The sequence below is a fragment of the Tardiphaga sp. P9-11 genome, assembly GCF_008329525.1.
In the GTDB taxonomy this organism is placed as follows: Bacteria; Pseudomonadota; Alphaproteobacteria; order Rhizobiales; family Xanthobacteraceae; genus Tardiphaga.
In genome coordinates this window covers 178,853-201,080 of sequence record NZ_NPKQ01000005.1, presented here as the reverse complement: position 1 = coordinate 201,080, position 22,228 = coordinate 178,853, and the positions used below count along the sequence as shown (strand labels likewise).

The following is a 22,228-nucleotide window of genomic DNA, read 5'->3' as shown; positions in this document are numbered from 1 at the left end:
CAACGCGAACTTCCATCAAATCGGCACTTCTGCTGTGCCTACCGACGTTCCCCCAACTGGGGCCACGTCTCCTCGATCTTTGCCTCGACGGCAAAGCCGAATCCTTGAGCCCTCTCGCTTTGAACCTCGGCAGCATGTCCGGTCTTTTTGTTCGCGATCATTTTGCACTGCAGATGCACCGAGGGCCATGGCTGCAGCAAATCCCCTGTGGTCCGCGATGCCGCCTGCTGCAATAACCGGCACATTTACGGCATCGACAATTTGAGGGACCAGCGCGAAAGTGCCAACCTGCGTTGCCATCCGATCCGTAAGGAAGTTGCCACGATGCCCATCGGCTTCCAGACCCATCGCAATGACAGCATCGACATCGCGCTGCTCGACCAAACAGCTTCGGCAACGGTCGTCGCGGATGATATGACTCGTGCGCCCGTCGCGCTCACACGCTTGAGTAAATCCTCGTCGGGCAAGCCAAAATGGAAACTGACGACCTCGGGCCGGATTTCCTCAACGATGGCGCAGAAATCTTCGCCAAAGGGGGCTCGGTTCGAAGTCGGCGGAGCACCCGTCGGATCAAGCCCGAGTTCGACGTAGTAGGGCGCGAGAGCGGTCCGCCAGGTGATCGCTGCAGCAAACACCGGTGTCGCAACTCCTTGGCGCGCTAACGGCGGCTTACGGGCTCGGACAAATTGCAGGGCCACCCGAGCCCCACGATTCGTGGCGACCGGCGACTACCAGTCGCCTGGTGCGGGATTTCTGCTCCGCTTCGATAGCTTCCCCGGTTCACCGCAGCTGTTATCCACAATTTCATCGGACGCTGATTCTCAAATCGAATCCTTTCGTTCGGGCGGATGTTCTCGAAGCAGTCCTTTGCTGTTCCCTGTAGTACGTAATCTAGTCGTTCATTCAAGAAACGACAGCCCAACGCTCACGTTAGCGCATCTTGCCCTTCTGCAGCGAACAGACTTTGTTGGCGATGACCCATCGCTAACTGGATAGTCGCATGACTGACCATGACTGTTTACGCCCCGAACCTCCTCCGACCATTGATGACATCGAAATAGGAATCCCGACCTTCGTCGTCCTCAATGCGAAAGCAAAGCAACCGCCATTCAATCGACCCCTGCTAATAATTCGTACTCCAGACGGACGAGTAGACGTTCCTCGGGAGCCAGCCGCATGGGCACTCGACCTTCTTGAGTCAAAAATTCAGAACGTTCACGCCGCCTTACGCACGATCGGTAGGCTCTATCAGTTCTCAACCATCGCTTACAGTCAGATTCCCCTCACCGCAGATGATCTTCAAATGGTTGTTTGGAACTATGTAGCGTTTCGGGTCGGCGATCGCATCGATGAACTCGATATGGAGACTCCGCAATGGCTCCCGGTTCGTAGAAAAACTGCTGAGACTGAGTTTAGCACCATCATCGATTATCTTCGGTTCTGTCATCGCCGCTATGAAACGATCCCACTCATCCCATTGAGAGGTCGTCTCAAAACATTTCCCGATTTTACCGTTTTGGGGAAGCGTGATTTCTTTATCCATTTGCGTGGCCAACGAGAGCGCTGGAGGAAGTTGATGGGAGCCGCGCCTCACGCGAAGCCGTTGGTTGTCGAACGAGCAAATCCACTCCCAAGACGCTCCTCTGCGGGTCAAACGATGCCTCGGGATGAAGTCGATCTCATTATTAGTGCAGAACGAAACCCGGCTTTCAAAGCATTGTGGATACTGCTTGCCTACGGCGGAATTCGAGTTAGCGAAGCTCTGAACCTCTGGTGCTGCGACGTCATGCCTGGCACCATGATAAGCGAGTTTGCCAACGGCGATACTCAGAAGGCGCCACTCGTTGTTCTCGCCGACCCGGCAGATTCTCGGTTCACAGGAATTTTCGATGACACGTCGCTAAGGCGTATCGACTACCTAGCGAAGAAATACGGACTGATTCCACGTTCGCACTACCCACCCAAGCATCCCCTTCGAGCAGGCTGGAAGAGTATGCTGGAGACGAATGTCGCACTGCGTGCATCGTGGGTCTATTGGTCATTCCGCCAACCGTCTCACGTTTTCCTTCAAGAGATCGTCAAAACTCTGGCCATGCGCCGCCACATGACCGCGGCTCAACAGCACCCCTATCTTTTTATCAATCTCACCGATCGAAAGATGCTCGGCGAACCGCAGAAGTACAGCAATCTTACAAAGGCGTTCGACCGCGCGTGCCGTCGAGTGGGCCTCGAGCCGCATCTGAGTGGACGTCATATTCACGGTTTGAGGCACTACTATAAAGAGACGTTGAAGAACGTACTAAAATTGCCTGCCGAATTCATTCAAGTGATGATGCACCACAAGAGCATCAGCAGCCAGCAGGACTATTCCGGAGGGCACACGACCGAAATGAGAGAAGCCTTGGAATCCGCCTACGCAAGGGTAGACAAAGAATGACCTCTATTGTCGAATTCGCGAACGATACAAACCTGCAGCGGAACCCTGATGAATCAGGTCACAGCGCAAACCTTAGTACAACTACATATGTCCAGTTGCGTCCCATTTCAATGAAACAGCTGCGCGGCGCCTGGCACGACTTCAACAAGAAATTTCGTGCACTTTTGATCTCTCTTCTGACCAGGAGCGCAACAGATGCAATGAGCAGCTTCGGTAAACTTGACCTATCAATTCATACTATCAGGAGGTTCCCGACCCTCGAGTTGGGTTTGGTCCGAGAATTAGGCTCGGACCGATTTACATACTTTAGACCAAACGCCGTTATTCAGGGACTCATCGCCATACGCGCAGTTCCGCCAAAAACTCCACACGGAAAGCCCCGCAAAAATATTCGGAACTTGGACGGCATCCTAAATGCACTCGAAGAGACCGACCGGAAGCATTTAATTTCCGAGATTCTGTCAGCAAACTGCTGTCTTGACGATGTGTTGAAGCTCCATCAATCAAGCCTCGTCGGAGATTTGGAGATCGATAAGTATCTTGCTACTGAAACATCGTCGCCTGATGCTCTCGAAACGATCGCACGTTGTACTGAGGCGTTCTTCAATGAGCAGAAAACTAGAATAGAAAGTGGCGAAGGTCACGGCCGCATTTTTGGATGGGCATGGTTCTCTCAGTACCTATCTACAGAAGGCGTGTGGCTACAGCCGGTATCCCACATCACAGACATTCTGAATCTATATCCAAAAAAGATTCGGCCTGTCGCTTGCTGGATGGCAGTGCCGTCTCGATACTGGGAAATAGGTAATCTTGTTTGGAGCCGCATGGAAGCATCGCGCAGTACATCTGCGGCGAACATTTTGAATGTGTATCTTACGATCGCGCAGTCTTCCACAGCCTTCCAAGGACATGGGCTCGTTGAGTGGCCGCTGGTCTACTTTAAGAGGTGGGCACAAACCCATCGCACGTCTGGTGAACTCCGATCAGCTTCCACCAACCACCTTTATCGCCTCTTGTGCGAATATCATGGGCTCGTGGCTGCCGAGCAGGCGACGGCTCCTCACTTTCTCGGAAGGCGCCGTACCGCGAAGACCGGCGTGGTCGCATTTGAGTGGTGTGAGAATCCGTCAAATCGGAACACTAAACTTGTAGAAAGGTGCATCGGGCACACGGTACGTCAGGTTCCGCTCTTCATTAGGGACTGGGCGGAATCGTTTCGGGAGCTTCTGCCGCTATTCGGAACGAAGTCCGTTAAAAATCAAATGGAAGAGCTTAATACGTGGCTTATCTTCATGCTTCATCTTGGCGAGCAGGATGCACCAAAATCTTTTCGCGAAGTCGTTCGATCGAGACATATTAACGACAGGAAGCCCAACAGCAGTACATATGTGAACTTTCTAGCAAGACATTTTTCGGAATCGAAAAAGGGTAATGCATACCGTGCACCTTCGACTATGGCACACGCGTTTCAGCTAGCCGCAATCCGAGATCATTTTCACGACCAGACGCCGAATCCATTTGACGTCGATATGGATCGCGCGGGAGAGGCACCGGCTCGACACGGAAAGACGACTCGGCGACCGCTCGACAGAGAAGTGATGGACATCATCGTCAGAGAAAACAGACGGAATGACTTCCAGTTCGCTCGAGAACTCGGAACGCGCAGAAAGCCACATTTCAAGATGTGCAAGAACCGGCACACTGGCATCTATGAGAGCGTGTTCTTCCCTCTCGCCCCCGTCATTATTGACATCATCCTCCATAGCGGGATGCGCAAGTATCAAGCGCGCTGGCTCGATTCTGGTGAGGGCGATATGGAGATCGTCGATCAATCAACTAAAATGCACAAGCCTAACTCAGCGCCTACCGCGACCGTCGCTCGACGACAAGGATTTATACGGCTCTTCGAGTTTTCGGAAAAAGGAGGACGTCGCCGCGAACTTGGAATGTTCGTCAACACGAATAAAACGGGCGATCCATTTGACGTTCCTTGGATCGACCCAATAATCGCGGCAAATGTTGAACGCATCGCCATCCTACAAGCAACCTACAATCCGATACAGAGCCCCATCCTCGCGAAGGAGATCGACCTCAGCGCGAATTATACAGGCAGCAGACCTTTTCCGACCGTCTTCCCACTCTTCCGTAACCCGGACTACGATATGCACCAACCGGTGTCCGACTTCATTGTCGCGAACTACTGGCACGACCTTCTTGTGCATTGCGAGCCTATTGTCGAGCGAGAGCTAGGCTATCCGTATCCGCTCATTCGCGGAGGCAACCCGGTCTTCGATATTCACTCGATACGCGTGACTACGGTGACGGTGCTACACGAGGCCGGAGTACCAATCGAATATATCCAAGCGCTTGTCGGCCATTCCGCCCTCGTAATGACCTGGTATTATCGACAGGTCCGGTACAGCGAAATCCATAAAGCATTGAACAGTGGGTATACCAAGCGAGGGGAAACAGCCGCCTCGCCAGATCCTCTCGCAAAGGAGATATTGGATGAAGCGGTAGAATCACCGGACGCCGACGATCCGATTGGGCGCACATTGCTGCAAGAACACCGTTCCTCGAGAGCCGCGCCGACCGATGTTTTTGCCCATGGCCTTTGTCCAGGTGGGGATTGCAGCATCGGCGGGAAAAGAATTTCCGCAGGGCGACACGCGCCTGTTTTTCGTCCACGAGCATGCTCACGATGCCGCTTTCGCGTTACAGGTCCAAAGTTTCTGAATGGTCTGGGAAGCAGAGTGAATGCGCTGATGCTGGAGGCCAAGTACTCGCAAGAAATCGAGGTGCGCTTAAATGCTGAAGCCGATCAGGCGGAGGACAACGGCAAGCCGGTTGCGCATCTGCGAGCACAGGCAAGGCGGGAGCGTGAACTTCGAGACTCTCTATGGGCAGAGTGGGCCTCGGAGAGCAAGACCTTGAAGCTGTGCGAAGGGATTCTGGATGCAAATCCCGACACCGAACGTTCAGTGTATACGCTCATTTCGCAGTCTTCGGAATTTGATCAGCAGCATGCCGGTGCTCAATTTCGAATCGTGCACCAGTTCGAACTGGAGAATAACCTTGTGGTTTTCGCTCGTACGCATCCCGAAATGCAGATAGATCTACCAATCGGCACAGAAGAAAAACGCGACAATCAACTCTACCGACTCTTGTTAATGAACAAACGCGAGGACTTACTCCTCGCGATTTCTTCGGACAAAAGCAAAAGGGCATTTGACGCATTCGGCAACTGGCTGATTGCGGGTTCGAGCAGTCACGGTCAACTACAGGAGATACTGGAAGGTCACCTTCTGTTTGAGGATGTACCGTCGTTATGTAACCTTGACGAGGCGCTTTCGCTTGCGACGCCCGAATCTTCGGTTCTGGAGCATGAAGCCCATGGTTAGCCGCGGTGAGAAGACGCAAGCGTCGACGGAGATCATGTCGCGACTGGTGGCTGCAGCGCAGGAGAGTGAGCGGGGACAGCGAACGCTAGAAACGCTGAGACGTTTGAAGATTGCATGCGACGATATTGCTTCGGGCGCAGCGGCGACATTCGCTCGGAAGGCGGGCGACGACGGCACGCAATTCGAACTCAGACCACCGAGAATAAATTCACGAACCGTAGGCGAATACGTCAAGCTCCGTCGGCGTGTTGAAGGGGAGAAGCTTTGGCCGGGCCCTCATGAAACAACATTGCGGGCCGATCCAAATCTCAAACTTTATCTCGACGCTCGTCAAACCGAAGCAAGTGGCTCCTTACATGGTCGAAAGCCGAAGAGCACGCGCGCGCAAAGCATCAACATAATCGTTTCCAGAATTCCGGAAGCTTCTGATCGGTTCCTCATGATGCAGACCGTCGAAGAGGGTCTTGATGCATTGCGACAGTTGCAAATAGTCAAAGCGGCAGCACCCCGACTCTGGGGCGTTGAGATCGACGCGATTATCGCCGGTGACGTTTGGCAGGGTTCTCGCGATAACGACAGCAAGCTCAGCAATCAGGATCGCCTGGCCGTTCGGCAGATCGTTTCGAGAATTTCTAATAATCGCGAGCTTCGCGAATTTGGTCTCATTTATGAAAACGACCGCGTCAAGGCGATGACGGGAACCGGCGCCCATCTGATCTCGAAGACAGAAATGGCGCTGCTCCGCAAACTGGCAAAAATCAACGTCTGACGTATGCGGCGCAGCAAAGGGGCGCACAGGAGGCGACCCTTTGGAATATCGCCTCCCTGGCGTCGCGGCGGTCATCTGCCGCGGCGTCGTGGTTTAGAGCACCATTCCGTTACATCTGATTTTGGGGACTGTTGCGCAGTACGTCGCACGAAAACACACACGTCTAAACTGGATTTACGGTCGACCGACTACTGCGAGTTCAAACTACGGCAACCAGAGCCCGGCGATCAATTTTGCCAACCTAGACACTCGTATGATTCAAAACTCCCGGAGTGGACCGCACTCTCCTGTTGCTGGGGTAGTTAGCGGCGTCGGAGAATCGGGAAGAAATGTCGTCAAAAGCGCAAGGATCAGTTCCGTCGAAGCCGCTGAGCACCAGGTTGCCGCGTCACGACCAGACATTTCCAACTCTAACCGGCCCGGAAATCGAGCGTATGAGGCGCTTCGGCGAGATACGACGCTATGCCGACGGAGACTTACTGTTCGAGACCGGAAAGCCCGGGCTTGGCATGTTCGTCGTTCTGTCGGGTCATGTCGCGATCACCAAAAGGGACGGCTTCGGCAACGTCACGCCGGTCACCGACCAGGGGATCGGACAATTCGTCGCCGAGATCGGACAACTTTCGGGTAGGGCTGCGCTAATCGACGGACATGCCGAAGGAGATGTCGAGACTATCGTCATCCCACCAGAGCGGTTGCGGGCGCTGCTGATCGCGGAGGCGGATCTTGGCGAGCGCATCATGCGCGCGCTTATCCTCCGTCGCGTGAACCTCATTCAGGGCGCCGTGGGCGGTCCGGCGCTGATCGGTCCCGCCAATTCCAGGGATGTGATCAGACTACAGGGATTTCTGACCAGAAATGGCCATCCCCATCATTTGCTGGACCCTACCCTTGATAAGGACGCATCCGATCTCGTCGCACGCTACACGCCCTCGCCGAATGATCTGCCGCTGGTCGTCGTTCCGGACGGTTCGGTTTTACGGAATCCCTCGCTATCGGAAATTGCACATGCCCTTGGCATGATCGTCCGATACGCAAAGGAGAAGCTCTACGACGTCGCCATTGTCGGTGGCGGTCCGGCTGGGCTAGCGACGGCGGTGTACGCGGCCTCGGAAGGCTTGACGGTCGCGGTGTGCGACTCCCGGGCCTTCGGCGGGCAAGCCGGAGCGAGCGCGCGGATCGAGAACTATCTCGGATTTCCGACAGGCATTTCCGGAATGGCGCTGACAGCGCGAGCGTTCAATCAGGCGCAAAAATTCGGGGCGGACATCCTGATCCCCGTCACAGTGAAATCGCTCGATTGCTCCAGGACGGACGGCACCTTCAAATTGGGACTCGATGACGGCGAGGTCTTGCGCGCGAAATCTGTCGTCGTGGCCAGCGGCGCCCGCTATCGTCATCCCGAGATTGAACGTCTGAGTGATTACGAGGGACGAGGCGTCTGGTATTGGGCTTCTCCCATTGAGGCGAGGTTGTGCTCTGAGCAAGAAGTCGTCTTGGTCGGAGGCGGCAACTCGGCCGGGCAAGCCGCGGTCTTTCTTTCTGGATTCGCACGGAAGGTTCTCATGGTGATCCGGAGCGGTGGACTTGCCGCGAGCATGTCGCGATACCTGATCGAGCGTATCGAAGCGACGCCGAACATCGAGTTGGTCTTCAACACGGAGGTCGTCTCTCTAGGAGGAGACACCGATGCTGCTCTTGCGAAGGTTACCACACGCAGCCGCCTTTCGGGAGAGGAGACCACTTCCGAAATCCGTAATTTGTTTCTCTTCGTCGGCGCTGATCCAGCGACTAATTGGCTGCAGGATTGCGGTGTCACGCTCGATCGCGCGGGCTTCGTCACGACGGGTCTCCCCGTGCATGGACGCACCGTGCAGACACTCGAGACGTCGGTGGCGGGCATTTTCGCCGTCGGCGACGTGCGCTCCGGCTCCGTCAAACGGGTGGGCGGGGCGATCGGCGAAGGTGCGCAGGTTGTCGCCGCGCTTCATGGCTTTCTCGGCGAGGAAGCCGCAGGCGCAATTGTTTGAAGTCTCTGCTTCTACCGTAGGGACTGCGCTAGATAAGTCGAGCTGAAGTAACGTCTGCATTTCATAGGGATGCAGGCGCTGAAGAATTTGCAGATGGGAATGGTTTGCATTCACCTCGGTTAGTCGTCACGTGACCAACGGGCGGCCTCGCGCACCAGGCTTTTAGTCCTAAAATCAGGATCGATGGCAGATTAGTTCTAATCATTTGAAAGCGGACTTTTAGTTGCGTGGCATCGCGCGGGCCTAGGCACGCAATCTTTCCGGTTCCGGCTTGAGCCGCATCATGACTTCGTCAAGAAATGCTCCATCCAAATCCTTTCTGACGCAGACGACTGCACGGACCGGATCTAACTTCCGCAAGTAGGCTTCTTTCGCCTCGACCAGCTGCGGCGCCACACCGGCGATGATGCCTGCCGGGTCGCGCGCTTGAAAGACACGCCGGGCCTGACCGGAAGGGCTTGGAAGTCGACTTTGCCAGTTGGTTCGGCAAGTACGCTATGATCAGATGGCCGGCATCACATAAATGGGTGAGGCTGCTGTAGCGGGCGCGGTCTGGCCGATGGCACGACCTTGAAGTCTGTTCAATGCGCGCCAGCGCCACTTCCCCTCACCTTACGTGTCAGCAGAACGGCGGCAGCCGCAAGCGCCAGCATCACGCCAAGCACCGCAAATGTGTCGCTGAAAGCCATCACCAGCGCCTGATGCTTCACCGCCTTGCCGAGCGCGATGATCGATTGTTCGCGGGCGGCAGCCGGGTCGGGCACGCCGTGCGCCGTGAAGTAGCTGGTCATCTGGCCGATCCGGTTTCGAATCTCTTCGCGGCCGAGCGTCACGGACTGACCGATGATGTTGGAGTGAAATTGCTCGCGCTTGGTGATCACGGTGGCCAGCACCGCGGTGCCGATGGCGCCGCCGAGATTGCGTAGCATGTTACTGATGCCCGAGGCAGCCGCTACATCCTGCGGAGCAATATCACCGGTGGTCACGGAGGTCAGCGGCGTCAGCACCATGGCCTGGCCGATGGCGCGTACGATATTTGGGATCCAAAGTTGATCGCCGGCATAGTCGGGCGACATCGCAGTGTTCATGAAACAGCTATAAGCAAAGATCGCGAGGCCAAGGACGGCGATGTAGCGGGTGTCAAAGCGCTTCATCAGCTGCGGCACTAGCGGAATCAGGATCAGTTGGGGGAGCCCGGTCCATGCCATCACGGATCCGATCTGTTCGGCATTGTAGCCCTGCGCCTGGCCGAGATAGGCCGGCAGGATATAGACCGATCCGAACAGCGCGAAGCCGAGCAGGGTCATGGCGACGGTGCCGACGCCGAAGTTGCGGCCCTTCAACAGCCGCAGGCGGATCAGCGGCTTTTCGACGGTGAGCTCGATCCAGACGAATGCAGCCAGGCTGACCAGCGCCACCATCGCGAGGCGCAGGATGAAGGGCGATGCGAACCAGTCGTCCTTGTTGCCTTCCTCGAGCACGGTCTGAAGCGCCGACAGTCCGACGGCCATGGTGAAGATGCCGGCCCAGTCGCCCTCCCTGAGTAGGCCGAGTTGCATCGGCTTTTTCTCCAGTGTGAAGGCTAGTGCGGTGACCATCACGATGGTCGGCAGCACGTTGACGAAGAAGATCTTCTGCCAGCCGTAATTCTCGGTGAGATAGCCGCCGATGGTCGGGCCGATCGCGGGGGCGAAAGTCACCGACAGCGCGAAGATCGCCAGCCCGACCGGCTGCTGCGGCTTCGGCAGCTTGGTCAGCACCAGCGTGAAGGCCATCGGGATCAGCACGCCGCCGGCAAAGCCCTGCAGGCCGCGCATCGCGATCATCGATGGCAGGTCGTGGGTAAAGGCGCAGGCGACCGAGAACAGCGCGAAGGCTGTCGCACTGGCCAGCATGTAGATGCGGAACGAGAACACCCGGCTGAGATAGTCGGTCAGTGGAATGACGACGATCTCGCCTATCAGGTAAGAGGTCGAGATCCACGAGCCGTTGTCCACCCCGGTGCCAATGCCGCCCTCGATATTGAGCAGCGAGGCATTGGTGATCTGGATATTTAGGATCGCCATGAACGAGCCGATCATGGCGGCAAGCACGGCGATCCATGTGGTCAGGTTGGCGCGATTGGGATCGACCGCGGCGGGGCTAGATGTTGGAAACGCGGAGATTGAGGCCGTAGGGACTGGTTTTGACATGGCATGTTGCTCCCGAAACCTTTGCTGCGGTCTTGTTGGAGTTATTGGATGTTGCCGCGGCTGGCTTGACGCGCGAGGTGCCGTGGGTGGCGATGGTGGGGATCACCGACATACCCGGCCGCAATTCGACGGGTGCATCGTTGCCGCCGTCGAGCACGATCTTCACCGGGATGCGCTGCACGACCTTGGTGAAGTTGCCGGTGGCATTGTCCGGCGGCAGCAGTGCGAATTCCTGTCCGCTGGCGGGAGCGATGCTGTCGACATGGCCATGCACCGTATGGCCTGGAAACATGTCGACCTCGATGTCGACGGCCTGGCCCTTGCGCACGTCGGTGAGCTGCGTCTCCTTGTAGTTGCCAACGATATAGGCGCCATCGATTGGCACCACCGACATCAATTGCGTTCCCGCCTGCACATACTGTCCGGTGCGAAGCGAGCGGTTGCCGACGACGCCATCGACCGGCGCCGCGATCGCCGTATAGCTGAGGTTGAGCTGCGCCTGGCTTTGCACGGCGACGGCGCGTGCGCGGGTGGCGCTGGCCTGCACGATCTCGGCATTGAGCAGATCGACCTGTTTTTCCGCCGAGGTGAGGTTGGCGGCGTCGCGCGCCAGCACTGCCTGCGCGCTGGCGATGCGTGACTGCGCTTGCTGCGCGTTCTGCAGACTGCCTGAGCCATTGGCGGCGAGATCGCTGTAACGCTTGCTGTCCTGCGCGGCGAAGGTCAGCGCGGCCTTGTCGACGTCGAGGGTGGCTTTGGCGGCGTTGATGACGGCCTGCTGCACGTCGAGCTGCGCCTGCTTGCTGGCGATGGCGGCCTGCGCGGCGACGACGTCGGCATCGGCCTGATCGAGCGCGACCTTAAAATCGCGATCGTCGATTCGCGCCACGATCTGCCCGGCTTTCACTCGTTCGTTGTCGCCGACCAGCACCTCATGCAGGTAGCCCGAGACCTTGGGGGCGACGGTGGTGTTGTCGGCCTTGACGTAGGCGTCATCGGTCGAGACCAGATACTGGCCGACGCTCCAGTAATCCCAGCCGTACCATGCAGCCCCGCCAATCACAGCGACGGCGGCTCCCATCATCAGCAGCTTGCGGAGGCTGGATTTTTGCGCGGCTGGAGGAGCGGCGGTCGATTCATCTGGGCGCACCTTGCCGGGTGCGCCCGGTAGCAGCGACTCGGCGGCGTCTCGGGGGACCGGGCTATCGACGGGAAATGACGGGGAATGGCTGTTCATGGCGCGCGCTCCAGGTCTTCTGCCTGTGGTAAAAGCTCGCCACCGGCCATTTAGGAAACTTGATATTTTCCAAATTGGGGTGCATCCTGAAACAGTCAATAGAATGACAGATATCATATAAAAGCATGGCTGAAATCGATGATCGGCGCGACCGTGGGCGGCCACAACGCCGGCCCGACACGGAAACCCGCAAGGTGATCTATGAGGCCGCCCGGCATGAATTCGCCGGCAGCGGCTTTGCGGCCACCAGCATGGAGATGGTGGCGCGCGCCGCCGGTGTTTCGACCAAGACGCTTTACCGGCTGATCCCCAGCAAGGTCGCGCTGTTCGAGGGCATGGTGTCCGACCGGCTAGAGCACCTCCTGACTGAGGTCAACCTTCGCACTGTCGCACATGACGATATCGAGAGCGCATTGCGCGGCGTGCTGATGGTCTGCGCTGACCTAACGCTGGATGAGGAGGTCGTCTCCATGCAACGAATGGTTTTGCAGGAGGCTGGCCAGTCGTCGAATCTAGCCGGCGCGTTCTATCGCAACGGCATGCAGCGCACCGCGAATTCTCTCTCGGACTGGCTACGCATTCAGCACGACCGCGGTTTCATTGCGCTCGACGATGTCGACGAGGCCGCAGGCATGCTGATCGGTATGCTGGCCTCGGCGCCGCAGCGCGCGGCTATCTTTGGCGGCGTGCCGCTACCGTCACGGAAAGAAATCGAGGTCCGCGTGCGGACCTGCGCTTCCCTGTTTCTTCGCGGCTGTAAAGTCTGAAAGCGGCCACCCGTTAGTGGCTCACGCTCTGTGAAGAGCACTTACCAGCGTGCGTCCTTCACGGCGAGAAGTTAGCAACGCCGATCGCGCGATCATCAACCCGCATCCGCCGTGCGTTTTGCGCTGATAGTGTTGAAAACTCTAATTCTTCATTGCTGAAAATTCTTCGGACCACCGGTGCGTTTTTATTCGTAGCTATTTGAGGTAGCACGTCAACCACAAAAACACGGTTGCTTGTGTCGAATCTGCGAGCACTGTGAAGCAAAAATCTTGGTCTGGAGGCATTTGCGAGATTTTCCGAGCCTCACAATTTTTGGAGTTTTTCAACACTATCCGCCATTACCGGTCGATCACTTTCGATTGGCCCAGATGCAAAGCTAAGAACTCGCGTCGCGCATCAGCCGGTAAATCACAAGCGATGAGAGTAAGGCGAAAATGGCTGCGGCTAGTAGCGCGGTTGAGAAGCCATGGGAAAACGCGATCCTTGCGTGCTCGATCGCAGTGTCGCGCGCCGAACCAGTAAGTGCCGCAACAGCATTTGGGAGATATCCAGCTACGACCGCGTCGCCAATCGCTGGACTTTGACCGGCGAACTGGCGGCGGATCACTGTCGAAAGAATGCCGCTGAGCGCTGCAAAGCCCAGCAGGATTCCGGAAAATCGCGAGGTCGTGCTGATCCTGGACGCCATGCCAGCGCGCTCGCGCGGCCCGACGCTCATGATCGCCTTTTGCGTTTCGCCGTTAAGAAGACCGCCGCCGCTTCCCAGCACCAACATGCCGATCATGACGTTCGACCAAGCACCGAAATGCGCTCCAGCGGCTGTCACCGCGTTGCCGACACCTACCAAAACGAGGCCTAGGTCAGGCCGAACATCGACGCGGTGAAGAACACGATTCCCGCCGGGTCCAGGCGGCGTGCCTGGGCGTCGCTCGACTCCTCGATAAGCAGGGCTGCTGCGGTCACCAATAGGATGCAGATCGGGACGTTGATGTGGAATGCCCATCGCCAGCCCAGGTTTAAGGCGATTAACCCTCCGATAACGGGCGCAAGCACCATGGTGAAGCCCATGAAGGCGCCCCAGATGCCCCAAGCGCGGTTACGTTCATCCTCGGCGTGAAAGGCATGTCCGATGATCGCCAAGGCGGGCGCCAGTAGGAAAGCGGCGCTCGCTCCCTGAAGCGCCCGTGCGAGGTAAAGCGCCTTCGCGGACAGCGCCACCCCGCACAAGACGGACGAGGCAGCGAAAGCCGCAATTCCAATGAGGAATATCCGTCGCCGCCCGAACCGATCGGCGATCGCGCCTGCGGGCAAGAGGAGCGATGCAAAGCACAGCACATAGGTGCTGATCACCCACTCGACATCGGCGAAGCTCGCCCGGAAGTCGCGCGCGATCGTTGGAAGAATGATCGCGACAACATTGGTGTCGAGCACTGTCAGGGCGCATCCCGTGGACGCCGTGAGCAGAATGAAAGACGGATTGGCGACCCGGCGGCCTGGAGCCAGATCGGTCATTGACTCAGCGCGACGGAGCCCGCTTTTGCGATCTGCTCGTCGTGGTCTGGCGTATCCGCGGATACACCGATGGCGCCGACGATCCGGCCTCCGACGACGATAGGGACGCCCCCCCGCATTAGAACAAAGCCGCGCGCGGTGATTGCAGCTGGCCGTTTGCCGTTGACGGCGTCTTCAAGGGCGCCGCTCTCGCGGCGAAAGAGCGCTGCGGTCCGAGCCTTTCCCGGAGCGAGTTCGACACCCGCCGGCACGGCTGCATTGTCCATTCGCGTGAGCAAAATTGGCAGTCCTGCATCGTCAGTAATTGAAATCACGCAGGGCCAACCTTCCATTTTGGCTTTCGATTCCGCAGCGGCGGCCACGGTTCTTGCCGCCTCGAGAGTGAGGACGGGGCGTGTCGGAAGCTCGATAGCGCGTGCGGGTACACTTGCGAGGGACATCGCAAAAACGACAGCAGAAATGACGGATAGCTGTGATCGCTGCATGGGCGGGCTCCTTTAGACGTACATCGCCATCCTTCTAGGTCTGATTTGAATTTACGTCATTGCTGGCGTTTTGTACCATTATTAGGTTTTAACTAATATAATCGCGAGGCCATCAAGATGGAATTGAGACACCTTCGATACTTCGTCGTCCTTGCGGAGGAGCTTCATTTCGCGCGGGCGGCCGAGCGGCTGAACATCGCTGCACCCACGCTGACAGTGCAGATTCAGGAGATCGAACGGACACTGTCGGCACGCCTCTTCGCCCGCACGAAGCGCTCGGTGGCGCTGACGTCAGCGGGCGAGTTATTCTTGTGTGAGGCGCGCAAGGTGCTCGAACAGCATGCGAAAGCGGTAAGTATCGGTCAGAGAGCTGGGCGCGGCGAGGTTGGTCGGGTCGAAATTGGCTACGTGGGATCTGCGGCCTATGCGGGAGTACTTCAGGAACAAACATGGCAATTCCTGGCGGCTTGGCAGGGCGTGGATCTTAATGCCCGTGAAGTCCCTATGGAGACGCTGCCAAGGCTGATAACCGACAGTCAGGTCGACATCGGATTCGTTCGCTTGCCAATGAGGATACCTAAGTCGCTGCGCCTTCATGTCCTGATGCGCGATCGTTTCTGCTTGGCGCTGCCGACTGGTCACCGACATGCGAGCGTGGCGGATACGCTTCGACTGCAGCAACTCGAAAGCGAGACGTTCATCACACCCGAACAAACCGCCGGGACCTATGAATTAGCGCGGCGGGGCGGCTTCGCACCGCGTGTCGTCGCAGCGCCGGGAAGCCTCTTTTCGGTGCTCACGCAGGTTTCATTAAGGGCCGGGATCTCGGTCATTCCAACGGTGGCATGCGACGTTCTTCGTCTGCCGGGCGTTACCTTCCGCGAAATCCCCGGTGAACCGATCCATTCAGAAGTGGCGGCCTTATTCCGGTCGGACGAAGCATCTCCTGCGGTCAAAAACTTCATAGAGCAGATAAGAGGCGCGCCCGCGCGAAACATCGAAAGTTCTATTGCTTGAAGCATACTCTATTCCCGGGTCCTTCGTGCGCGCCGAGACGGCCTTTGGGCACTTTTCGGGGGAAGCCGAAGCCCGCCGCCGATCACCACACAATTATAACTCTTCGCGAGCTACACGTGCGAGGATTGGCGTCGGAGGTAACTTCCGCGGCTCACGGTGCATGGAGACTGGAGATTTGAGAACGCCTACGGGCGGCGGCTCGCTTTTGCGTACCACCGGCGACCTTCTCATCAGGAAAGAAAGCGCTCAATCTCCAAGGCGAAATCTTCGGCGTATTGAAAGAGGAAGGCGTGACCAGCATCTGGATAAAGAATGAGCTTTCCATCCAGGACTTCCTGCGCAAGGACGTACGACCTGTATGCGGGGATCATCACGTCGTGCTGACCGTTGGCAACGAGCACCGGAATCTTCAACTCGGGAAGGCGCTCGCGCACTCCCTCCCACGCGCTGAACGCCTTGATCTGATTCATGAAAGACGACGCGGTGACGGCGGGACCACGGTCGGACACTTCGGCGACGCGCTTGAAGTATGCTCTGCCGGCGGCGCGGGCTGTTTCGGTCTCCGGAAAAAATAGGAAAAGGAAGTCCTCTTCCCCGTTGACAGGGTGCGACATCACCTCGGGTACTCTTGAATGCTGCTGGGGTCCATCCTTAACGCCGCCCGGGCTCGATCCCGCCACGATGAGACGCCGTACGATCTGAGGGTGATCCAGCGCGACGGTCTGAGCGACGATGCCTCCCAACGACCAGCCGAGCAGATCGACCTTGCCGAGTCCTAGAACTTTCACCAGGTCTGCGGCGACATCGGCCATCCCGGATATCGAACCGGGCACCTCACCTTTGGAGCGGCCAATACCTGCGCTATCGAACGCCACGACCGTCCGGTTCTGCGCCAACGCATCAATGAAGGCGGGATCCCAATCATCCAACGTTCCCCGGAAACGGTTGGCAAGCAAGATCGGAACGCCGCCAGCGGGACCTGCGACGCGGTAGGCGAGTTTACCATGGGACGTTTCCACGAAGCGGGTGGACTGCGACATATCACTTCCTCAGATAGTACGATGATTGATTGAAGACCGGCCGCCCGTGCGCTCGGTCGATGTGTTTTGAATTCGAAGCGGAACTCTGTGCCCGTCCTTCGTTGCGTCGGGTCGCCCCATGCGTCTCGAAGAACCGCTAATCGGCGAGCGGTTCTGCTGCAGAAGATCGTAGGACGCAGCCGTCGACTCGTTGCCGGCTGGAGCGACGCCAACGAGAATACGGTCAGATGTTAGACGAGCTTGATGTCAGAGAGATCGATTGAGACCACCAGCGGTGCAGGCAACGACTTTCCGTCTGGACCGCGAGGAAATATCTTTCGTGAGGTGGGAAACTTGAAGCCCTGCACCTCGACGTACTCGGATACGTAGTGAGCGCCCGGCGTATTCCCGGCGATTTCCACGTCGTAGTCGTGACGTTTGAGAAGTCCATCGGCGTCGACGTAAAGGGTCTGCACGTTACTGTGGGTCGCGATGTCAGGTGGGAACGTCACCTGTAGGCGCCGCCAGGTCTCGCCATTCTCGTTCCAGTCCGGGAGCGACTTCGTGACGACGCCCGGACGAGCCAGAATGAAGGGCATGTTGAGATAGGTCCACATCGCCAAACCCGCGAAATACGCCAGCTGAGGTTCGGTCCACGGAGTTTCCAAGGAGTGACCGGCGAAGGAAGCCCTGGGATGCTTTAGTTCCTCGAGCACCTGGCCCTCGCCATCTTCCAGGATCACGCTATCGGGGCGGAAGATCGAGACTTTGTCGAACGGTCCGAACGGAGAATGAGACGCCCATTCCTCCTTCAACCCGACGGTTACCGACGTCTCATCCAACTTGCCGCCATGGCCCTTCAATCCCCAGAGCGCGCCGCCCTGTTCCAGCTTCGCCGTCAGGCTGGTGAACTTATGCCATTCGTCGAGGCTTCCGTGCGCGTCGACGATCTTCTTTGCTAAGGTGTCCATTTTTGAATTCCTGTGCTTTGCGTTGGCGTTAGGCTGCGAGAAAGAGGTCGACGTGAGACGAGAAGGCGCTCGAGTATTGAAACAGAGCGCCGTGGCCCGAGTCCGGATACATGATCAGGGTCGCGTCGGTCATGTTCTTGAACATCTCGTAGGCGTTGATCCCTGGAAACATCGTGTCGTCGCTTCCATGAACGATCAGCGTCGGCTGGCGTATCTGCTTGAGCATGGCATTGCCTTCCGCCTTATTGGCGCACCAACCGATGATCGCCTTGGCCTGGGCGTTGCTGATCTCTTCTCCGCTTTCCGGATCCCGTTCTTCCTTTCGGAAAGCTGCACGGGTTATGAACGCTTGCCCCGCCGCCTGGCTCTTCGCGGTTGGGGTGAAGAAGAGGGGGAGACGGACATCGGGGGCATTCTTGGAGAATGCATCGGCCACGACCTTCATCAAATGCTCCTCACCGCCCTGGGGGGCGCTCCCCGCCGAAACGACCTTTCGGACGGGCACCTTGTCCCGCGTGGCCATGAGTTGGGCGATGAAGCCACCTAAGGAAAAACCCATCAGATCGACCTCGCCGAGGCCGAGAGCTTGGATGAAGTTCTCCGCATCGACAGTCATCTGCTCGACGGTGTCGGGCGTACTGCCGCCTGACGCTCCGACGCCCGCATTGTCAAACACGATGACGGTGCGATTTTTCGCGAGCGCGTCGACGACACTCGGGTCCCAAGCGTCCATGGTTCCGGTGAAGTGCTGAAGGAACACCAGTGGGGTCGATCCCGGCTTTTCGAGCTTCCTGTAGGCATATTTCACGCCATCGCAGGCGACGACGTAGAGGTTCGGGACGGTTACGAATTGCTGTGTCATCTGGGAGATCCTTTGCTGACGACGTTTTTCAAGGAATTGTGCAGACGGGGCTCACTCATACGTCACGGTGGCCATGAGCTACCCAGTCGAAGATTTCGGAAGCGTACTCGTCCGCCGCATCCTCCCAGATCAGATGCCCTCCTTCGAGCAGCACATACTTGCTGTGGGGCAATAGATCTTTCAGCAGCTGTCCGTTGGCCGGTGGCACGACCGCATCACGGCGTCCGGCAAGCACCAGAACGGGCGTGCTGATCGTCGGAAGGAGCGTTTTGAGCTCGGGTAGTTCACTGTTGTATGCCCTGACGAAATTCGTCGCCTCCTCGAAGCGCGTGCCTGCCGACGAGCGGCGATAGTCCTCCATGACCGGGGACGGAGTCGGTCGAGCGGCGGCCCCCTTCACGAACCCGACACCTAGATCGCCGCCCTCGGCATCGCGAAATGCCCCGCGCGGCGAGGCGATCAAATCTACCAACCCGCCAGCTGCAAGTTCCACGCTCGTCGCGCCGCTGCCGACGACGAGACTCTTGAACAGGTCGGGACGGTCCGCGGCAGCGAAGAGCAATGCCAGGGCGCCGATGTCGGGTCCGACCGCGTGCATGTTCGTCATTCCGAACTGCTCTGTGAATTTGATGATGAAGCTGGCCATCGCCTTCGGCGACATGAGGTCTTCCCGTCCTTGCGAGACTCCGAAGCCAGGTAGGTCAAGCGCAACAAAAGGGCCCGCCTCGGCGAGTCCGGGAAGTACATCTCGGAACGCGTAGATGCTTTCGGGCCACGGGCTCGTCAGCAATATCGGTGCACCGACATTCGACCCGCCTCGCGCCGTTCTTACTTCGAGGCCATCGACATCGACCGTAGTGACTGTTCCGATTGTCGGAAGGTCTTGAGACATTTTGCGATCCTTTACTTGCCCACCGAATGATCGTTAACGCGACTGCGCGCGATGTCGCGACCGTCTAGGTGATCGGTTTGGCAGCTTTCCGAAGGTCTGTGGATCATACAGAGGTGTGGGGTATGTATGCGGAACGGCACCACACGAGGAACTAGTCGCGGGTCTCCGGGATATCTCATGCACCGGAACGGCATGATCGAATGCACAATGAAAAAGCCCTGCCTATAACGGCAGGGCTATCGAAAGAGCATCGTCGGAAACGACCGTAAACAACTATAGGACAATGCCATCTCGTAAGAACTTCAAGAGACGGCACATCCTCGATCACCAGCACGTTATCATCCGCAACTATGCATGGACGGAGATTCCGATTCGAGACGTCCATCATAATTCGTGTGGGTTCGCCATCTAGTGGCGAAGGCTTCATAGATCGGACGATCGGTAGTGGATGGCGAAGGCTAGTTCATATCCACGTTAAAGCTTGGCAAGAAACGTTACCGTCGGATCATGTCTTGGTATGTGACTTCCCAAACCATGGGCCGATGGCGAAGGTCGGAGCTTCCATTATTATCAGATCCATCAGGACAGCGATCGCATATCGCATCGCGCTGGAGAGAATGGAAGTACAATGAAAAATCGAGCAGCACTTATCGTCCGTGTCGCAATGATCGCAATGCCTCTTGCTACGTCATCTGCTGCCAACGCCGGCCTCACGATGTCGGACACGAGGTACACGCCATCATCGTCGGCCAGACTGGATTCGTCGTGGTTGTTCGATGCACAGGCGTCGGTAAAGAGACCATCGGCGAGAAAGCCACTCGCGTGCCGATACGAAGGTGGGCCCAAGACTGGCGTCGAAGATTGCTGAACTAAAGGTAGGATCGGGCGCCTCAAGAGTCGTCCGGTCCTACCTGCCATTCCGAGCCAGATGCACTGCCAATCCGAGCCGTCTGGTGATCGCCGCTCGTGAAGCTCGCTGTCGCCCCGGACGGCAGACAGCCCCGTAGAAGCCAGGACATCGCGTCGGGCTCTGAGAAAACCGCCGAGCGCAGTCACTAGGTTGCCAACGGTCTCCGTGCCGACCTCACAAGGTATAGGTGTGCTGAATCGCCGGTCTGAGATCTACCGCTACGGTCTTTGCGCCGTCTCGCATCTCGTCACGGAGTGCTGGCTAAGTCGTTCCGGCTCATGAAAGTGGTCTTCCGCAAATGGGCGCACGCAACAACGCAAAAGCACATCGGCGGTGTCTTTTACGCCCCTTCAAGGCAGCGGATAAGGTCATCTCCGTTGACAGGCTTTCGGAGAATCCCCTTCGCGCCGCCGTCGATTGCCCGTTTTCTGACATTGTCGTCCGAAAGTGCCGTCATGATGAAGATCGGTAGCATCGGCAATGTCGCCCGAACGATGGCCTGCAATTCTAGTCCGCTCATTCCCGGCATATTTACGTCGGTAAGCAGGCAGAGGAACTGTGATTTACGATCATAGGCGAGGAAAGCTTCGGCAGAACTGAAAAGAATCGTTTCGTACCCCACAGCTCCGAGGAAACTGGACGTCGCATCGAGGATATCCTCGTCGTCGTCCACGATCGCCACGGGTTTCTTGGGATCTGACACTCTTCCTCCTTCCGCGCCGTAGATTGGCACTTCTTACAAAGAAGATGTGGGGGAAGGCTGCGCCGAAGGTAATCATACAATCGTGTTATCGGCAAAAGCCGGCCTGAACTGGAACGAAGAAGGGATCGCCGGGCCAGCCAGTTGGTCGAGGAAGGCCTTTTTTGACCGTCGCTTCGAGAAGCGAATTTTATCCGCGACTGCCACCGCAAAGTGAATTTTTACGGCGGTTCATATTCCGCGGATTGATCCGGCCCCGCAATGCGATAGCCGTAATTGACCCGTTCCTAGATCTTGATGGCCTCAGTCTTCCGGACGAGATCGGCGACCGACGTCGCCCTCATCTTCCTCATCACGTTTCCACGGTGGATCTTCACCGTGATTTCGCTGATCCCGAGGTTGAAGGCTATCTGCTTGTTGAGGAGTCCCTTGACGACCTCAGCCATGACTTCGGTCTCCCGAGGGGTAAGCGTGCCCGCCAGTGCCTTGATTTCGGACAAGCCTTCGCCGAGCAGCCTGCGCGCCCGGTCCCGGCTGATCGCATTCTCAACCGCATCGATCATGTCCTGGTCCCGGAAGGGCTTTGTCAGGAAGTCGAGCGCCCCCGCCTTCATCGCTTTCACGCTCATTGGCACGTCGCCATGTCCGGTCATGAAGATGATCGGCACTTCGCTGCCCATTTCCGTCATCTTGACCTGCAACTCGAGGCCGCTGAGCCCGGGCAGACGAACATCGAGGACCAGGCAGCCCGGTCGATCGGGCAGAGCGGCGGACAGAAGAGACGCCGTCGACTCGAACACCAGTGTTTCTATGTGAGCGGACCCTAGAAGATCCCGAAGCCCTTCGCGGACGCCTTCGTCGTCGTCGACGATGATCACCAGAGGATCGGAGTTCGGATCGGTCTTGGACTCTTTCGTCATAAGTGCGGCGTTTCCCGTGATTGCCCGGCCGCCAGGGGCTTTCCAGGATTGCAGAGCGAGCTTGCCAACGACTTACAAGAGCACCCCGAGAAGGCGACACTATACG

Annotated in this window: 17 protein-coding genes and 1 pseudogene; 6 read left to right on the top strand and 12 right to left on the bottom strand. The window is 57.6% G+C overall.

Annotation, left to right across the window (positions count from 1 at the left end):
* Positions 1–162 precede the first annotated feature (162 nt).
* Positions 163–629 (bottom strand): annotated as a pseudogene (locus CIW50_RS18665) (NAD(P)H-dependent flavin oxidoreductase); the annotation flags it as partial.
* Between the two features lie 371 nt (positions 630–1,000).
* Here CIW50_RS18665 and CIW50_RS18660 point away from each other — a divergent pair.
* The 4 genes from CIW50_RS18660 to CIW50_RS18645 all read left to right on the top strand — a co-directional run bounded on the left by CIW50_RS18660 (position 1,001) and on the right by CIW50_RS18645 (position 8,637).
* Positions 1,001–2,437 carry a tyrosine-type recombinase/integrase gene (locus CIW50_RS18660; protein WP_149532699.1) on the top strand — a complete coding sequence of 479 codons (1,437 nt, stop codon included), beginning with the start codon at positions 1,001–1,003 and terminating at the stop codon, positions 2,435–2,437.
* Positions 2,434–5,838 (top strand): VPA1269 family protein, encoded by a 3,405-nt coding sequence (locus CIW50_RS18655; RefSeq protein WP_149532698.1) that lies wholly within the window; start codon positions 2,434–2,436, stop codon positions 5,836–5,838. The genes CIW50_RS18660 and CIW50_RS18655 overlap by 4 nt, the downstream gene beginning before the upstream one ends.
* Positions 5,822–6,607 carry a hypothetical protein gene (locus tag CIW50_RS18650; protein ID WP_149532697.1) on the top strand — a complete coding sequence of 262 codons (786 nt, stop codon included), beginning with the start codon at positions 5,822–5,824 and terminating at the stop codon, positions 6,605–6,607. The genes CIW50_RS18655 and CIW50_RS18650 overlap by 17 nt, the downstream gene beginning before the upstream one ends.
* 329 nt (positions 6,608–6,936) lie before the next feature.
* Complete coding sequence (locus tag CIW50_RS18645; protein WP_149532696.1) at positions 6,937–8,637, top strand: FAD-dependent oxidoreductase; 1,701 nt, start codon at positions 6,937–6,939, stop codon at positions 8,635–8,637.
* Between the two features lie 581 nt (positions 8,638–9,218).
* Here the strand turns inward: CIW50_RS18645 and CIW50_RS18640 are convergent.
* Together CIW50_RS18640 and CIW50_RS18635 are read right to left on the bottom strand one after the other, a co-directional pair.
* Entirely contained in the window at positions 9,219–10,829 is a 1,611-nt protein-coding gene (locus CIW50_RS18640; RefSeq protein ID WP_172980379.1) for a DHA2 family efflux MFS transporter permease subunit, read from the bottom strand.
* Positions 10,780–12,066 (bottom strand): HlyD family secretion protein, encoded by a 1,287-nt coding sequence (locus tag CIW50_RS18635; protein ID WP_149532695.1) that lies wholly within the window; start codon positions 12,064–12,066, stop codon positions 10,780–10,782. The genes CIW50_RS18640 and CIW50_RS18635 overlap by 50 nt, the downstream gene beginning before the upstream one ends.
* Positions 12,067–12,191: 125 nt before the next feature.
* On the opposite strand from CIW50_RS18635, the gene CIW50_RS18630 reads away from it, so the two are divergent.
* The gene (locus CIW50_RS18630; RefSeq protein WP_149532694.1) at positions 12,192–12,833 is read left to right on the top strand and encodes a TetR/AcrR family transcriptional regulator; all 642 of its coding nucleotides are present in this window, start codon (positions 12,192–12,194) and stop codon (positions 12,831–12,833) included.
* 377 nt (positions 12,834–13,210) lie between these two features.
* Here CIW50_RS18630 and CIW50_RS29550 read toward each other — a convergent pair whose 3' ends face one another.
* The 3 genes from CIW50_RS29550 to CIW50_RS18620 all read right to left on the bottom strand — a co-directional run bounded on the left by CIW50_RS29550 (position 13,211) and on the right by CIW50_RS18620 (position 14,831).
* Positions 13,211–13,618: a hypothetical protein gene (locus CIW50_RS29550; protein ID WP_246664345.1), complete on the bottom strand. Its 408-nt coding sequence runs from the start codon at positions 13,616–13,618 to the stop codon at positions 13,211–13,213.
* Positions 13,619–13,689: 71 nt separating this feature from the next.
* On the bottom strand, positions 13,690–14,346 hold the full coding sequence (locus CIW50_RS29545; protein WP_246664344.1) for an MFS transporter: 657 nt from the start codon (positions 14,344–14,346) through the stop codon (positions 13,690–13,692).
* A complete protein-coding gene (locus CIW50_RS18620) occupies positions 14,343–14,831 on the bottom strand; it encodes a GlcG/HbpS family heme-binding protein (protein WP_149532693.1) in 489 nt (162 codons plus the stop codon). Before CIW50_RS18620 ends, CIW50_RS29545 begins: the two co-directional genes overlap by 4 nt.
* Positions 14,832–14,948: 117 nt before the next feature.
* Here CIW50_RS18620 and CIW50_RS18615 point away from each other — a divergent pair, with 117 nt between their 5' ends.
* Positions 14,949–15,848: a LysR substrate-binding domain-containing protein gene (locus CIW50_RS18615; RefSeq protein ID WP_149532692.1), complete on the top strand. Its 900-nt coding sequence runs from the start codon at positions 14,949–14,951 to the stop codon at positions 15,846–15,848.
* Positions 15,849–16,078: 230 nt separating this feature from the next.
* Here CIW50_RS18615 and CIW50_RS18610 read toward each other — a convergent pair whose 3' ends face one another.
* The 6 genes from CIW50_RS18610 to CIW50_RS18585 form a co-directional block, all read right to left on the bottom strand.
* Positions 16,079–16,888: an alpha/beta fold hydrolase gene (locus CIW50_RS18610; RefSeq protein WP_149532691.1), complete on the bottom strand. Its 810-nt coding sequence runs from the start codon at positions 16,886–16,888 to the stop codon at positions 16,079–16,081.
* Between the two features lie 230 nt (positions 16,889–17,118).
* Entirely contained in the window at positions 17,119–17,838 is a 720-nt protein-coding gene (locus tag CIW50_RS18605; protein WP_149532690.1) for a hypothetical protein, read from the bottom strand.
* Between the two features lie 28 nt (positions 17,839–17,866).
* A complete protein-coding gene (locus CIW50_RS18600; protein ID WP_149532689.1) occupies positions 17,867–18,700 on the bottom strand; it encodes an alpha/beta fold hydrolase in 834 nt (277 codons plus the stop codon).
* A gap of 55 nt (positions 18,701–18,755) precedes the next feature.
* Positions 18,756–19,592, bottom strand: coding sequence for an alpha/beta fold hydrolase (locus CIW50_RS18595; protein ID WP_149532688.1), 837 nt, complete (start codon positions 19,590–19,592; stop codon positions 18,756–18,758).
* A gap of 1,250 nt (positions 19,593–20,842) precedes the next feature.
* Positions 20,843–21,205 carry a response regulator transcription factor gene (locus CIW50_RS18590; RefSeq protein ID WP_149532687.1) on the bottom strand — a complete coding sequence of 121 codons (363 nt, stop codon included), beginning with the start codon at positions 21,203–21,205 and terminating at the stop codon, positions 20,843–20,845.
* 284 nt (positions 21,206–21,489) lie between these two features.
* Positions 21,490–22,122, bottom strand: a complete 633-nt coding sequence (locus tag CIW50_RS18585) for a response regulator transcription factor (RefSeq protein WP_149532686.1) — start codon at positions 22,120–22,122, stop codon at positions 21,490–21,492.
* Positions 22,123–22,228 lie beyond the last annotated feature (106 nt).

Excerpts from the sequence above, each read along its gene's own strand:
- CIW50_RS18660 (WP_149532699.1), top strand. The coding sequence starts at position 1,001 with ATGACTGACCATGACTGTTTACGCCCCGAACCTCCTCCGACCATTGAT.
- CIW50_RS18655 (WP_149532698.1), top strand. The coding sequence starts at position 2,434 with ATGACCTCTATTGTCGAATTCGCGAACGATACAAACCTGCAGCGGAAC.
- CIW50_RS18650 (WP_149532697.1), top strand. The coding sequence starts at position 5,822 with ATGAAGCCCATGGTTAGCCGCGGTGAGAAGACGCAAGCGTCGACGGAG.
- CIW50_RS18645 (WP_149532696.1), top strand. The coding sequence starts at position 6,937 with ATGTCGTCAAAAGCGCAAGGATCAGTTCCGTCGAAGCCGCTGAGCACC.
- CIW50_RS18640 (WP_172980379.1), bottom strand. The coding sequence starts at position 10,829 with ATGTCAAAACCAGTCCCTACGGCCTCAATCTCCGCGTTTCCAACATCT.
- CIW50_RS18635 (WP_149532695.1), bottom strand. The coding sequence starts at position 12,066 with ATGAACAGCCATTCCCCGTCATTTCCCGTCGATAGCCCGGTCCCCCGA.
- CIW50_RS18630 (WP_149532694.1), top strand. The coding sequence starts at position 12,192 with ATGGCTGAAATCGATGATCGGCGCGACCGTGGGCGGCCACAACGCCGG.
- CIW50_RS29550 (WP_246664345.1), bottom strand. The coding sequence starts at position 13,618 with ATGATCGGCATGTTGGTGCTGGGAAGCGGCGGCGGTCTTCTTAACGGC.
- CIW50_RS29545 (WP_246664344.1), bottom strand. The coding sequence starts at position 14,346 with ATGACCGATCTGGCTCCAGGCCGCCGGGTCGCCAATCCGTCTTTCATT.
- CIW50_RS18620 (WP_149532693.1), bottom strand. The coding sequence starts at position 14,831 with ATGCAGCGATCACAGCTATCCGTCATTTCTGCTGTCGTTTTTGCGATG.
- CIW50_RS18615 (WP_149532692.1), top strand. The coding sequence starts at position 14,949 with ATGGAATTGAGACACCTTCGATACTTCGTCGTCCTTGCGGAGGAGCTT.
- CIW50_RS18610 (WP_149532691.1), bottom strand. The coding sequence starts at position 16,888 with ATGTCGCAGTCCACCCGCTTCGTGGAAACGTCCCATGGTAAACTCGCC.
- CIW50_RS18605 (WP_149532690.1), bottom strand. The coding sequence starts at position 17,838 with ATGGACACCTTAGCAAAGAAGATCGTCGACGCGCACGGAAGCCTCGAC.
- CIW50_RS18600 (WP_149532689.1), bottom strand. The coding sequence starts at position 18,700 with ATGACACAGCAATTCGTAACCGTCCCGAACCTCTACGTCGTCGCCTGC.
- CIW50_RS18595 (WP_149532688.1), bottom strand. The coding sequence starts at position 19,592 with ATGTCTCAAGACCTTCCGACAATCGGAACAGTCACTACGGTCGATGTC.
- CIW50_RS18585 (WP_149532686.1), bottom strand. The coding sequence starts at position 22,122 with ATGACGAAAGAGTCCAAGACCGATCCGAACTCCGATCCTCTGGTGATC.